Origin of the sequence: Fodinibius halophilus, assembly GCF_011059105.1 — a bacterium.
Lineage (GTDB): Bacteria > Bacteroidota > Rhodothermia > Balneolales > Balneolaceae > Fodinibius > Fodinibius halophilus.
The window spans coordinates 111,905-127,926 of record NZ_JAALLS010000005.1 but is presented as its reverse complement, the minus strand read 5'-3'; the positions used below and the strand labels follow the sequence as shown (position 1 = coordinate 127,926).

Genomic DNA, 16,022 nt, shown 5'->3' with positions numbered 1-16,022 from the left:
TAGGCCAAGAGGAAGGAATTAATAAATAAGGGAAAATCTACCAGGCAAAGGAGTCGAAGTGGATGGGGGACAACTCCATTTTTTTTCCCTGTAATTTTAAAGATCGCGTTCGATGCTCTTTTTTTAGTTTATCCGGGGTATAAATAAAAAAGTTATATTTCAGGGCTTTCCCATCATTACGGGCTGAAAAATTGACTGTTGTTTCATAAACACTGTCGATGGGGGCTACATCTTTGAGATAGGTATTTTTGGTATTTGAGAGGGGAAAGATGTTTCCTTTTAGGTAAACTCTATCTCTCCCGGGAATAAATGTACTATCTTCAAGCTGTGGCTGGAGGTTGAGTTTAAAAGTAACTTCCGTTTGAGCATTTGCCGTAAAAACTATTGTAATAAAAAGAAATAGTACAGATGATAGGTACTTGAATAACGTATTTTTCATCGTGTATAGAGTGGTTTATCTCAAATAGTTAGGTGAGAGTTATAAGTATTCTAAGGGTCGTTCTCGCCAGTATAGTTTTGAATATACACTTTCTCGGGGATAGAAGGGGGGAATTAAACGGGCTAAGCGGTCATCATATGAGTATTCTTTACTAAATCCGGAGCTGATTCCATATTGATTAAACATGCCTACTGGACCCCGCATAATTTGTTGGATACCACCATTTAACTTTAGAGTCCCCTTTGGTGAGCCATAATCGTGTCCTTCAACTTTAAAGGACTTTCCCAAAGCCATTATGGAGGCATTTATTTCAAGATCTTTTGTGCCATGATCTGTTTCTGCTCCATAGTCCACAATTACTTCCTCTTCACTAACAATACCAAGGAGGTCGGTGGATGTGGAGTCTTGACTCGGGTCGGTATTGTAATAGATATCCCCCATTATTTCGACATTTTTTTCAGAATGGAGCGTAGCCTGTCCTTTTACCGTACCTTTGGTAAATACTTTTTCAGAAGAAGAGATAACTCCATTAGTGTTCTGTAGGTCATAGTTCTGTGGAGAGCTCCAATTTTCTTCATCACCAAGTGACGAGCCGGTATTACGAGTTTTAATATCTACGGTCCCATCATTTTTAAATTCAACCCATACCTCTTGGTTGTCAAATCGTAGTCCATTAGTTAGCCCTTTATTCTTGAGGTGATCAAGGTTTTTCTCGGAAGGCATTTCCCGTTTTTTAGCATGAAAATTGTGATCATCTAAAAGTTTGGGATGACTATTTTGATCATCACCTATCCACTGGTATGGGCTCGTTACTTCTCCTCTGAAGGTGGGGTTACCAGCAATGCGCATAGTATCGTTGGTATGAACGGGGCCGTCAAAGACATCAGCATCATAAAATCGGATGCTATTGGGTTCTTCGTCGGTAAAGTAGGTATATCTTGAGAAGGCATCTTTTGTGATTCCTGCTTCGGTAATAGCTATTGCATGTTCAGTTTTTGTCCTGGAAACCAGTAATATGGTATATTCGTCCCAATTTTGGATACTGTTATTTTGTGCAATAGGGGGTAGGCCGGAAGTAAAGTCATCATAATCAAATACATAGAGGTCGACCTCAGCTCCCATGTAGTCATTAGATGAAAACCCGTTATCCCAGTCTTGGTCATTGTCTAGTTCTGTAATAGCATATTCCATAAAGCTACTGGATATATTTTGGGCGGTCATCTCTTGGTGGTACTCCGTGGTTCGTTCTGGAAGATATTCCAGGCTATCTAATATAGATTTTTGGACCAGTCCAACAATGAGTACAAATCCGGATACTAAAATTAAAAGTCCACGTCCCATAACAGTAGGATTATTGGATTAAAAATTTAAGTTGCCAGGCACAAACAGTTTACGCCAGGTAGATCTTGAATAATGCGCTTCATTAGCATCTCGTGCAATAGCTTCAGGTGATTCATAAACGACTTCCACAAGAATGCTTTTAATATCGTTTGTAGTTGTAGTAGTATCTTTCCCAATATGATCACTAAATGCAGTAATAGAAAAATCAACTACTGCAAATTGTGTGTTCGCATTACCGGGAGTGCTGTCAACAGGCCCTGTTCGTATTAGTTTACGGTCATTTGGGTTAGAAGTACTATTGACAGGTGCATTTTCTTGAAAGTTCCAGACAATAGTTCGCGGTCCATTCCCTGCAATATCTGCAGTAAAGTTAATTCTATTGGGGGGAGAAAAACTATTTATACTACTGTTCGTACCAAGACCGATACGACTGAAATCGTGCTCTAACATATGTCGTATGGTGACGACCTGGTTCTTGTTGTTCATGTCGAGGGTGATTTCGGCAGAATTTTGGAACACCTTGCCACTAAACTGTAGCATGGCCAACAGAAGCAAGCCTCCAACGATAAAACTGGTTGTTATTCCGGCATTCATAGTTTTATTAACCTATTTAATTTTCAAAGCTTTTAAGAAACTCTAGTTTCACAGACCGAGAACCGTCAGCTGCATTGGGCCTGTTTTTCATATACTTATTTGTTACTTCAATAGTAATCTTCCGCGTATCAACATTTGAGTTCGGAATTGTAGTTTGATTTACATCGATGCCTACATTGTAATTCATTGATTCGTTTTGAACAGGTACCCGTACCGTTTTTGGATATTGGGATCTAAGTGTATCAAATTCGGTTTCATTTCGAGCCCACCGTAATTTATCAACCTGGTCTTGTGCAACGGCAATAGCATTGTACTCTACTTCTCCATTTATTTTTACTTGGTTGTTCATTTGAAATAAATGAAAAGTTTGTACAGTGAGCATTGAAAATACAATCATTGCTCCCATCAAAAATATTATATCAGAGTAGTCATTCATATTGTCTGTAGATGATTATACGACTGTCCCTATTAACAAGAGTAGTGAACGTGCAAGATGTTACAAAGTTTCCCATAATTTTTAGAGAAATGTAGCGAGACGTTTATTAGTACATGCGGTATGGTAGACTCCAATCCACATTTAACTATAACATTGTTAGAACAGAATCTTCATTAGAAGTCAATAATAAAGATTAAATTATTTTATATAGGTCATCTTTTTGGTGATAGCACGTTGCTCTGTACGAATTCGGTATAAGTAGACCCCGCTGGCCAGGTTATTAGGGGTCCAGGAAATGGTATGAAATCCTGCGGGATATGTTTTATCTCTTGCTAAGGTAACAATACGTCGTCCCAAGATATCGTATATCTCAATGGTGGCTCTACTTTTTTCGGGTAATCCAAACTCAATTTTTGTTTCGGGATTAAAAGGATTGGGGTAATTTTGTTTGAGCTTGAATTTACTGGGAATCTTTGCTTCAATTTCTTTTGTGGTAATTATCAACGTGAAGCGGCTGTTATTACCAGTTGATTTTTCTTTTGAGATGGGCTTGTTAGAACGTGCCAAAGGGTCGAGCAGTACTATGGGCTTATCGGGGGTGGTATTAACGTTTTTGGCAATACGCGCTTTTTGTTTTGAGTTCTGCCCCTGATGGTGAAAAGAGTAGAACGATTGTTTGCGTAGGTTAACTTCTTTGCCGGTCAGATTATCTTTTAGTTTGAGCATCCATTCTGACGGGATATTTTCTATTGTTGGCCAGGATAGGCTAAGGTTACCGTCTAGTGGTTTGCCTTCTGTTATGCCACCTACTTGCATAGCTAGTTCATACCGGTGGTCAAAATCGCGGGGGAGATTTTCGATACTAAGCTGTGCCCCATTACTTTTTTTAAAGTACAACTCTAAAAAATTTTGCCCGAAGGGGAACATACGGTAGCCATCTTTTTTATCCAGCCCACGTTTGGCATTATCATCAAACATCATGTAAACTTTCTGCTGGATGCCTCGCAGTTGTTCGGCTTCAAGTTTAAAAGTGAGTTTGGGCAGGGGGTTTTGTATTTGTTCTTTCCTTCTGAAAATCCCATCTGTTGTTTTGTTTTGTTCTGAAACTGTCAAGGATGGAGTGGTGCCGCTGGCTTTAACCCAGAATGCCTGGAATGGGGCAATGAGACCGCTGCCGAGTGAGCCAATTTGCCCGTTCCAGGTAAGAAAGTTTCCATTGCCGCCATTAGCATTGGGATCCCAAACATAAATAGTTTGATTAACATTGGTTTTTGTCCATGTTGCTTTTTCATCCCAATCAAGAGTGGCTCCATATGGGTTACCTACTAAATTCCAACCGGTATCGGCCGTAGCCGTATAGGTAATTCCGAAATCAACTTCGCTTCCGTTGCCATTGAATTCGGTGCCTGTAACTTCGAGGGTGTCGGGCAATTCTTCGTTGTAGCGGCTATCGTTTTGAACATCCCCAAAAATGTAAACAAATAATCCTCTGGCTTCTGTTAATGATTGGGATGCACTGGCAGGGGCCCGCCACCGCTGATTGTCGGTACCTTGGTGGGTTTCGTCATACCAAAGCACGTTGGGTTGAAGGGTATCATGGGGAGCTACATCGGCATCGTAAAATGCTCCTGAGTATCCCTGGGTAATAGTGCCGTCGAGGAGGTCGCTATAGGTAGAGGCTACCGGGGAGGATATCATACGCCAACCTTCGACCCCTGTGAGAGCTCTTTTAAATGTAAGGGCACCTGATGTTACCGATTGGTCGTTGGCAATTAAGTTATACCCTGATGGTATAATAAGGTTGCCGGCTGTTAGGGTGAGGGTGCCGTCTACGAATATATTTTGATTGACTTCAACATTGTTGGAATTATCGATCTCGAGATTTGTAAACTGGTTGGTGTTTTCTACCTGCTGTAATGAAGTTCCGTTGAGCAGAACATTACCAATTTGCAGATCCTGGATTGTAAGGTCGCCGCCGACCTCAAGATTAGCACTGTTACTTCCATTTATATCGCCGCCTCCACTTAAATCGTCATTTACTGTGAGTGTTTGTCCGCCGCCAACGCTTACATCAGCTCCATTTTCAATAATCAATACGTTGACGGTCTGGTCTGCACTCTGAATTACCGGGTACAGGTTACCGACAGCAGGATCTGCAGGAACTAGCACCGCATCACCGGTTTGAGGAACAGTACCTGTGTTCCAGTTTGCCCCATTACTCCATTGTTCAGCTGAAGGGTCGCCCCCCAGTGTTCCTTCCCAGATGGCATCAAATTGGGTAAAGGTTACCTCTTCATTATCAGTAATGGTTTCGCTATTGAGGGTTCCGGTGATGGTTGCTGTTTCGTTATTAGTGGACGAAGTAAGAGTAGCTGTGTATGTGCCATCACTATTATCGGTGACGCTGCCCAGCGAACCGGCATTTGTAGAAAGGGAAACGTTTTCGCCACCGGATTGCAAGTTATTTCCTTCAGAGTCTCGTAGTTGTACGGTTATGGTTGATGTTGAAGATCCATCATTAGCTATATAGGTGGGGCTGGCTGAGATTAGTGATGTTGTTTTGTTGGCAGCACCGGCATTAACGGTAAATGAGTTGCTGGTACCATTTTCACTGCCATTGGAGTTCGTGGCTGTGATGGTAAAGTCTCCGGTGTTGGAGATTGTAATAGCGTGTGAAGAGAGTACTCCATTTGTAAATGACGGGGTGGTGCCTCCGCCATCACTTAACATACCGCTGGAAGAGATATCTACACTTCCGTTAAAGTCAGTATCAACAGAACCGGTACCGTCAATAGCGGATATCTTAATATCAAATGAAGTGCCGGCTGTTTGTGGTGGAATTATGCCGCCTCCAACTTTTTCAATCTCAAAACTTGCCAGGGCGCCCGGCATATTGATGTCGAAAGCACTGCTTTCATTGTTCGGAAGACCGGAAGAATTTACGGTTAATTTTTTTGTACCTGTTTGATCTATTTTAAGATCATTAAAATAGACAAGACCATTAGCATTGGTTGCTTGGGTGGTAGTACCTGTGAGGTTTCCTGCTCCCGAACTTAGTGTAATTGAAATATTGGTACCACTTTGTTCAATGGTATTACCAAACTGGTCGGTTACTTCTATGGCAATAGCCGGTGAAATTGCTTGATTGACAGGACTATCGGTTGGAGACTGTACATAATTTAGTAATGCCGGGGCACCAGGCACCATAATGATGTTTCCATAATTGGTAGTGCCCCCGGGCCCTGTGCTGCCGCTGTTGGTAATAGTACCGGAATTGGGCAGGGTACCTGTAGTTGGTCGTATACGTAACCCGCTGAATAGAGCCTCGCCGGGTTTGCTGGGTGAGTTTGACTCTGCGTCTACCGTAAAGGTAATTTGCTGGGCTGTACGGCTGGTAAAAGAGATATCCAGGTTAGTACTGTTGCCATAGGCCGGTTGGATGCTAACGCTTGGGCTAGAACCGCCGGTATCCCATTCAAACCCACTGGGTGCTTCAAAGACAATGGTATTACCCTGGGTGAGTTCGCCTCGAAAATCTTCTCGCAGGCGTGGTCCCGAGAGTGAGGTATATGTACCCGAGCTATAAGTGTCGGCAGATATATTTTCGCCACCGGTAGCTTTGCCTATTAATCGGATAGAAATATTATACTTCTCGGACAAGTAATCTTCTATGGATTCGCGTTCGTTTTCACTTAAAAAACGATCGTATAAAATAACTTCAGCGATATATCCATCCCAGCTTTGGGATGCTCCGTCTTTAGCTCCTTGGCCAACCAGCACTTTGGTAGCATTAGATAAAGTACCAGTGGGGGGAGAACTAATGGCGCTGGGATTATTGAGAACCCCATCCACGACCAGGTTGTATTCTTCATTGCTTTTCCAGTCATAGGAGAGTATCTGCCCCTGGGTGGTTTGGATGTCAGAAAAACTTTCAAGTTGGTTGTCGGGGCTGTTACCCAGAATACCGGCTTTTATGAGATCGTTAGCTCCGGCATTAGCACCTGCTGCATCATATCGAATAGTAAAAACCTCATCTCGATTGTCCGGGTCTTCTGTATCCCAAAAACCGCGATTTACATTGGTTTGGTCGGATTGGATAACGAAGAAAAGGGTATATTCTGTTAGTCCATTGATGTAAGCTTCTCCGTCAGCATCTTCAAGGAAGTCGCCGCCGCCATCAAATTCAATAGCTGATTGATTATTAAGCGAGGTTATATTGGTAGCATACTGGGGCTTGTTAGAGGCTGCTGCAGAGGAGAAGTGGCGGGTATTTCCACTTTGATCTTCCCAGGTAGTAACATCACTTCCACTAAGAGTAACACCGGCATCTCCTTTGAGCCAAAGCTGTAATCCAGAAATGGAACGCACGGCACTTAGTGCGATATCTCGGCTTACGGTACTGCTGTTTGCATCCCCATCGTTAACGGTAAAACTAATGGTACGTGTTGCCGGAGAGGGGGTCGAAGCGGTATTATCATACGTTATGGAACGCAAAGCTGTGGTATAGTTACTCAAGCTCGAAGTTCCCGTGAGTGTGAGCGTACCGGTGCTGGAGTTCCAGCTGCCACTGATACCCAGGATGTCGGTAAAGTTGAGCTGGTCTTCGCTGCTTAGGTAGTTGTTAGATATCTGGATAGTAGCACTTTCAATATCTTGGTCATCGGCATCCTCAACGGTAATAGCAGAGGTGATTTGTTCAGGCGGATCACTGGCTTTAACTTGAAGAAGCGTTGATTCTAAATTGTTAAGTACAGGTATGTCGTTGGTAGGGGTTATTGATATGGTACGATTTTGACTGTTGCTTGGATCAAGTCCATCATTTACCGTAAAGGTGACGGTGCGATTGTCGGTGGATGGAACTGCGCTCAGGTTATTGTAGGTTACATTTCGTAATGCTGTTTGGTAATCAGCTGTTGATGCACTGCCTGAAAGAGTAAGGGTGCCTGTTGAACTGTTCCAGCTGCTGGTGATTCCGTTTGCATCCACAAAATCCAAGAGGTCTTCTCCCTGCGAATAGTTGGCGGTAATTTGGATGGTGGCACTTTGCATGGAACTGTTGTCCGTATCACTAACTGTAATAGAGGAGGTTACCGGAGTATTTCCATCGCCTTCGGTATAGGTAAGGGTAGTAGTCTCGATATTACTTAGCGAGGGCAGGCTGTTTATCGGGGTGATGGTAATGTCTCTGGTCAGGGTATTGCTTGGGTCGTCCCAGTCGTATACGGTAAAACTTATTGTACGGCTATTGGTAGCGGGATCAACATTATTCGTATTTTCATAGGTAATAGATTGCAATGCCGCCTGGTAATTGCTGAGTGAACTGGTACCGCTTAGAAACAGTTCCCCGGTGGAACTGTTGTAGGTGCCTGTTATGCCATTGGCATCGGTAAAAGAAAGGACGTCTTCGGAGGACACAAAGTTGTTGCTTATGACAACGCGGGCACTGTCAAGTACAGTATTATCATTATCGGATATTGTAATTGTTGATGTGAGAGAAGTAGCCGGGTCTCCCTCGGTGTAACTGACACTGCTACTTTCGATATTGGAAAGCTGAGGAGCTTCGTTACTCCATCGCTGGTCGAGAATGTTGAATACTTCCGAAAAAAGAGCGTTGGAAAGTGATTGATTCCAAGAGACAAATTCTGCTATGTAGCCGTCAAAGTTTGCCCCAGTTACGCTCTGAAAATTTACAGGGTCTAAGGCTCCATTGGAGGCAGCTATTTCAGGAGCACTATTATGAGATTGTTGGATATCGGTATTATTTAAAACCTGGATTGTGCCTCCGTTAACATTGGCCGACCAAGTTCGGTTCGACAGTGAGCCTGCAGTAGCATCGTGGCTGGCAATAACGATATAACTGGTATAGGGCTGTACTTGGCCCAAATCTATTGATTTATCCTGTTCTCCGGCAGACCAACCGTTGTGGTTCCAGGCATAAGTATAGAGGTGGCCATTAAATATCCCTATCAGGTACCCTCGATTTGTGGTTCCCTGCTCGTAAATAACCTGATCACTTGATATGTCGTTACCGGTTCTAAAAACTGCAGCGAATGACTTTTGATTAAAGTTACCTATGTTTATTTCACTATCTGAACTGCGGGTATACGAATCATCGGTACCGTCGTACAGTAAGCCTCCCCGCTCGCCCATTGCTGCACTGTTATCAAAAAATAATGCCTGTTCGGCTGATGTCCCGTTGCTGAAAGAGAGATCGGTACTGCCGGCGGCACTTACAGATCGGTCGGACCAAGGGGTTATGGACGTGTTGTCAGCAGGTTGGTCATTTGTGTCTAGATCTCCATCTACATCTAATGCAGAAAAGTGAAATACAACATTATTAATATCAGCTGACAGATCATTAATAGAAGGGATGTAGATTTGCCTGCTCTGCACGTTACTATCATCAGTACCGTCATTTACTTTAAACTCAATGGTGCGGGGCGACTGACTGGGTGAGCTACTGCTGTTTTCAAAAGTTACCGAACGTAATGCTGCTTCATATTCGGCCGGGGTAGCATTTCCGCTGAGGGTTAGTGTGCCCGATCCTGAATTCCAGGAGCCGGTGATCCCATTTTGATCACTAAATGCCAGCACATCATTTGTAGCATAATTCGTGGTTATCTGGACGGTTGCACTTTGTATAGTGGCATCATCATAATCATCTACGGTCAATGTTGATGTAATATTAATGGGAGGAGAGCCTACATTATAGGCTTTGGCCAGGTTTTCAATATTACTTAATTCCGAAGGGTCGTTAACAAGTGAGAGAAAACTACCCGGATTATTTTGGTTATTGTATTCGGTGGCGATCCAATCCGCTGAACGAGCCGTGTTTGAGATTCGAACTTCGTCTATGCGTCCATCCAGGGGATAATCATTGGGAGGGGGGCCAGTTGATATAAAGAGCGGGGTGTTATTGGGGTCATTGATGGGGGCAGTATAGTTACCAGTGGCGTCTTGGGCTCCATCAATAAAGATATTCCACTGGTTTTGGTCGTAGGTAAAGGTTAAGTAATTCCAGGTTCCTACATTGATAGTGCTATTACTAGTGAAAAAGTTGTTGTTAATTGCAAAACGTACAGTTTCTTGGCTGCGTATCCATGTTGAATATGATTGGGTGTAATCCCCTTTTGTTACTAGGTCCGGGGTGTTAGAGAAGGTATCCCCATATACCCACATTGAAATCGTAATCTGATTTGTAATAGATAAGGATGGATCATCACCAACTTCAACAAAATTGTTAGAACCATTAAAATCACGGGCGCGCAAAATTTGACCGGCTATATCGGTAGTGCCATTATTTGTTCCGTCGTTGTTATTAGCAGTTGCATCCAGAAAACTGTTATTAAAATGTTGTACCATTTGATAGTTGGAATCCCAGGTTGTTGGTACCGAAGGATCTGTACTTACACTGGTGTTTCCATAATAGACATAGATATAAGTATTGTTTTGTGCTGCGAGAGCAGGAACTTGTACCCAGGCGGTTATTTCACCGGTCGTAGCGTCATACGATTCCAGCTGATGATTCAGTTGGGTGCTCCCATCGTCGGCGGTAAAGATAATATCAAAACCATTGCCGTTTTCAACGAACCCCCCATTGGCTGCGGATCTTAAATCAGTATTGGTGATATTAACGAGGGTAGGAAAGTTTGAGAGAGGCTGTGTGCCGGAAACCTGTGAATCGTTGATCTGGATACGTTTTCGAAAGTTGTATCCGTTATTAAATTGTGCTAAAACTGTTTCACCCAAAAATAGGATGAAAAAGAATAGCAGGGTTCCAGAAAGTAGATGATTCCAATACCGTTGGTATAAACTGTTGTTTATTTGCATCAACGAAAGTAATAGGCCTGATATGTATATTTAGTAACTAATATAAAGAACAGAGCCCTGCTAAATAGTTATAATTAGTTAATAACTATTTGTTAATTTTAATATTGATGCTACTTGAAGTATGTCAGCTTCTTGGTAAACTGTTTTCCGCCGGCCCGCATTACACAAATATAGACCCCGCTGGCAAGTTGAGTTGGTGTCCATTTTAGTTCGTGGTAGGCAGCTTTGCGGCGTTCATTGAGGAGGGTTTTTACGCGTCTGCCAAGGATGTCATAAATGAGTAGTTTTACTTTGCCTTCTACAGGGGTATTATATTTTATTTTGGTCCATTCGCTAAATGGATTGGGATAGTTTATACCCAGTGAGTACTCATCAGGGATACCTGCACCATCAGCACCGGGTTCTATTCGGATTGCAAACCGGCTGTCTCCGGATCCATTTTTCATTTTATTTTTAGCAGGAGACTTTTTGGTAAGTCGGAAGTTTTCTAGGGTGTTTTTTGAGACGGTTTTCTTTTTTGATTGAGACAGGTCGAAGCTGTAAAAGGTGTTTTTTCGGAGATCAATCTTTTTATCCTTTTCACGGTCTATGAGTTTTATGGTCCAAGCCTCGGGAACCTTACCGAAGTTGGGCCAAGATATCGTATACTCTCCATTAATGGGTGTTCCATTCTTATATCCTCCTAGGTGAAGTGGTATCGTAACCGATTTGCCAAAACTACGGGCCAGGTTATTGATAGCAAGTTCAGTTCCGTCCTCAAGGGTAGTATAGAATTCAAGATAGGTATCGGTATTAAAGGGCAACAGGCGGTAGGCATCGCGGGGATCATACCCTTGACTCCCATCGGAGGTTAACGTCAGATGCATTTCATTAGAAAGACTATCCGTCTCTAGAAGAAAACCGATGGAAGCGGGTTTCTTTTTAGATTTGCCATGGTAGTTTCCGCCCGTAGTTTTAACTGATTTATCGATGGATAATACGGGACTCTCACCATTGGCTTTAATCCAAAATGCCTGAAATGGTTTGATAAGTCCATCGTTAAGTGAACCATCTATGCCGTTCCAGGTTAAATAGCTATTCGTAGATGGATCCCAAACATAAACCGCATTGTCAATATTGGTTTTTGTCCAGCCCGCAGCATCCCAGTCCAGGGTAGCGGCCCAGGGGTTGCCTACCAAGTTCCACCCGGTATCTGCGGCTGCAGTATATGTTACTGAGCTAAAGTTGAAAGAGCTGTTTGCATGTTTATACTCTTGGCCGCTGACTTCCAGTGTTACTGGAAGTGTATCATTATAATCAGTGTCGCTTGATACATCTCCGAATACATAGAAGAAGAAACCTCGGCCTGTAGAGTCAGGATCTTGTATCGAGCTGCTCATTGAAGAAGGAGCACGCCAGCGCTGGTTGTCGGTACCCGGGATAGTTTCGTTATAGTAGAGCAGGTTTGGTTGTCGGCTAGGGTATGTAGATCCGGTTATGCCCTGAACAGTAAGTGTGTCTGAGCCCGAGAAAAAGTCGGTAAAATCGGTATTGATGGGAGCGCTTATCATGAGCCAGCCCTGTTGTGAACTTATGGTCCGCTGTAATTTTAAATTACCGTTGTTGTACACCTGGTTTGGAGCAATCAGGCTTTTTCCCGAACTGATAGTAAGGGGGCCGTTTTCCAGAGTAAGGGTACCATCGACAACAACATCAGCAAATGTTTCGACCCCAAAGTTGTTATTGACTATCGCATTTTTCATCTGATCCAAATTCGAAACCTGTTGTTCAGACAGCGATGAGCTGCTGGGATCTTGGCCCGGGCGGACCCCAAAAATAACGGTGCCTTGTGAAGCATCTATATCTTGTAGGTTAAAGTTTCCGCTCATGACGATGGCATTGTCATTGATGAGAAGAGTTCCATCGCCTGTTATTTCTTGGGAAACATCGAGTGTATCATTTGCACCGGTGTTAAGTTCAAGTGTTTTACCACTATTGATAGTTAATACCGAGGTGTCAATTAGATCGTTAGCCGAATTAACATTGACATCATTTTGGATATTCAGGTTTTGGGTAAGAATATTAGCGGATGAAATAACCTGTGGGGTACTACCCGCCAGAGTAATATGTGAGCCGGAGGTACGGGCTAAGAAGCTGGGGACATAAATATCGCCATCTATTAGAATATCGGTAGATTGCCCGGCCGAAAACGAGCCGGAGCCTAAAAAATCACCACCAACGGCAATTTCGGTGTTATCTTCAATATCAAGCGTTCCGTCTATGTTAAGGTTGCCTGATAAGGTAATGGCGTTGCCTCCAAATAAGATTAGGGAAACCCCTGATTGAATTTCGAGGCTGCCTACATCAATATTTAAATCTAGTATAGGTAGGTCACTGATGTTTGGTATAATAACAAAGTCGGTACTGTCAGGGACCTGGTTTTGGGACCAATTTTCAGGGTTGGTCCAATCAGTGCGATTGCCACTGGGCCCCCCGGCGCCAGCCGTCCAGGTATTAGGGACTACAATATCAACAGTATCTGTTTGGGCAATAGTTGTAGAAGGGGAGTTACCAAAGGCGCCCGTAATTTCTACAATTTCAATAGTTGTGGTAGCCGTAAGCGTATCTCTATATACCGCTTTTGAATTATTAAAAGGAATGTTAGACCCATTCGCCAGGGAAGCTTCTGCGACTCCATCGGGAGAACTGCTGTTGTTTTCTTCAAGCTGAGTAAGATTTAGAGATACCGTTTGCTGTTGGTAAACCCGATTATTGTAGGTGTCATTGAGTATAACAGCAATGACCGTTTCAAAAGAGTTATCATTTTGCAGAACATTTGGCGTAGCTACCAATGTGGATTTAGAAGCATCCGGACTGTTCGGCTGAATTATAAAGCTCGCACTTGTGCCTGTAATGTTATATAGGTTATCAGCTGTTGCCGTAATTGTAACATTAGAATCAGCTTTTGTAAGGGTCAACGAATGGTTTAGTAACTGACCGTTTGAAAAAGTGGCTGTCCCACCTGTAGTAAGGCTGGAGTTAGTGGTAAAGGTAACCGAACCATTGAAATCCGGTACAGTGTTACCGTTGGCATCGATGGCATTGACATCAATATCAAAAGGGACACCTGCTGTTTGTGTCGCAGGACTACCACTATTTTGAGGTAGTTGAAACGAAAATCCGGTTATTTCTCCCGCTTCGAATGATACAGCCGCTTGGTCAGAAATTGATCGGCCATTTACAGTGGCATTTATATTAGCAGTGGTGCCGGCAGTGGTAGGAGCGGTTAGAACGGCGCTATAGGTCCCATCACCATTATCATTTGCTGTGATTGTTTGTACACCGCCATTAAAGGTGCCGGCATCAGTTGTCAACTGAACGGTATCGCCGCCGCTTACAAGATTGTTTCCAAATTCATCTTTTATCTGTACGGTGATGGTAGCGTTACTACTGCCGTCAGCGGTGATTTGGCCTGGATCTGCTGATACAATGGTTGTATTTGTATCAATTGAATCGGATGGAGTAACGTTGAAGGTGTTACTGCGTCCAAAAATAGTTTCACTCGAATCAGCATAAAGACGGGTACTTCCTGTGGAAGTAAATGTCAGGGTTGTATCTATACTGCTATTTCCATTTAAAATAGTGACATTAGAACTGTCGCCTTCCAACGTATTATCGGCAGTAATGGTAAGCGTGCTATCCGCCGAAAAGGTAAAGGGATTATCATTTCCGTTAAGAGCTGTAATCCTGACGGTAAAGGGCGTTCCGGCTTGTTGGGTGCCGATATCGGTATCGGAGGTGGTTTTAATGCTATACTTGGCTAAGGCATTTTTACTGATTATCGTGAATGGGTCACTGCTAACAGGCGAAGAGTTGGAAAAATCGGTTGTAAGTTGTACGGTATCAGGAGCCGTTTTATTGGCAACGTTTAGGTCATTAAAAGTAGCAATACCACTGCCATCTGTGGTGGTTGAAAGTGTGCTGTTGTGCCAATAGGGTTCGCTTCCGATAGTTACTGATACTCCGCTTTGTGGAACTTTATTTCCAAAGGAATCTAATAGCTGTACCTCTACCGGAGGATCAATGGTTTTATTTTCAGCCGTATTGGTGGGTTGTTGAATGTATGTTAGGTTGGATGCGGCTGCCGGTTCAATAACGATAGCGTTAGAAGTAGCAGATGTTATCCCGCTACTTGAAAACTGCAAGGTGATGGTATTAGCAATATTAGCAGACAGTCCGGTAAACGTAATTTCTCCAGCGGAAACTGTTCGCGTGAGCGTACCGGATAGCGTTCCATTACCCGAAGCGATGCTTGCGGTAACCTGTGTACTGTTGTCAGTGGTTACTTTGTTTCCGAACTGGTCGCGCAAATATATGACTGGAGCGGTACTGAACGCAGAGCCGGCAGTGGCAGTGCCAGAGGGTTGAGTATTGATGGTAACGGCATCAGTAGGTCGAGGGAGCATAGTAATGAGATCAGAAGTGACATTGGTAACTTCGCTGTATACAGCTTTTATTTTGGTGGTACCGGTTGTTTGAGAAGAAAAAGTGGCACTTTTACGGTCATTTGATGAGGTGATGGCTGTTTGGGGAATATTCCCGTTACCACCAACCAATGACCAGTCACTGGTATTTGCAAGACTAACGTTTTCTACGAAATTATCTCCCACATCTCGACCGATAGCATATACAGTAAATGAATCACCGGCCAGTATATCTTGGCTTGGGACTACTTGCCCGCTGCCATCAGAAGCAGTTTCTACACTGACCTGAGAAATAGCTCCAACCGCTGTACTAAGATTACCGTAGTTTTTATCGGGACCGGTAGACCCGGTATTAGTAATCTGTTTTTCAAAAGGTACAGCCAAGGTGTCTGGTCGTAGTTGCAGACCCTGTATTTCTACCCGGCCGGGGCCTTGACCATTTCCATTAGTGGTGCTTTGGCGATCGACGGTAAATGTTGCAGCCGAAGAGGTGATGGAGGTGAAACCTACCTGAAGTTTCGTATTGGCTGCTCCGGTTGGTTCAATAGTGATAGTTATGTCACTACCGGTTAAACCAGTGTTCCATACAAAACCGTCGGGTAGAGTTAAGGCAATAGTTCCTCCCGCGGCCAGTTGACCGGAAACCGTTTCACGAATTGTGGGTCCGTCAATAGATGTGAATCCTTGAGTGGCAACCGAATCAATTGAGAGTTCGGTAGCCCCTGATGCTTTAATGACATCAGCAGTCTGAGCCCTTAATGGAGAAAATCCCAAAAATAGGATACCCATAGTTATACATAATATGTAACCTTTTTTTTTCAATGGCTTTCCTACAAATACCTTTCTTCTTATTAAGCCGTCTGGAAGTAATTATTTAGTAACCCTTTAGCACTATTATACACCAGTAATGTAAAAGCTT

General features: G+C 43.3%; 6 protein-coding genes. All 6 read right to left on the bottom strand.

What is annotated here, in order from left to right:
* Positions 1–37: 37 nt before the first annotated feature.
* On the bottom strand, positions 38–439 hold the full coding sequence (locus G3569_RS05625; protein ID WP_165266930.1) for a hypothetical protein: 402 nt from the start codon (positions 437–439) through the stop codon (positions 38–40).
* Between the two features lie 39 nt (positions 440–478).
* Entirely contained in the window at positions 479–1,780 is a 1,302-nt protein-coding gene (locus G3569_RS05620) for a DUF4900 domain-containing protein (RefSeq protein WP_165266928.1), read from the bottom strand.
* Between the two features lie 18 nt (positions 1,781–1,798).
* Entirely contained in the window at positions 1,799–2,374 is a 576-nt protein-coding gene (locus G3569_RS05615; protein ID WP_165266926.1) for a hypothetical protein, read from the bottom strand.
* A gap of 16 nt (positions 2,375–2,390) precedes the next feature.
* The gene (locus tag G3569_RS05610; RefSeq protein WP_165266924.1) at positions 2,391–2,810 is read right to left on the bottom strand and encodes a hypothetical protein; all 420 of its coding nucleotides are present in this window, start codon (positions 2,808–2,810) and stop codon (positions 2,391–2,393) included.
* A gap of 198 nt (positions 2,811–3,008) precedes the next feature.
* The gene (locus tag G3569_RS05605) at positions 3,009–10,640 is read right to left on the bottom strand and encodes a DUF2341 domain-containing protein (protein WP_165266922.1); all 7,632 of its coding nucleotides are present in this window, start codon (positions 10,638–10,640) and stop codon (positions 3,009–3,011) included.
* A 110-nt stretch (positions 10,641–10,750) separates the two neighbouring features.
* Positions 10,751–15,892 carry an invasin domain 3-containing protein gene (locus tag G3569_RS05600; protein ID WP_165266920.1) on the bottom strand — a complete coding sequence of 1,714 codons (5,142 nt, stop codon included), beginning with the start codon at positions 15,890–15,892 and terminating at the stop codon, positions 10,751–10,753.
* Positions 15,893–16,022: the final 130 nt, after the last annotated feature.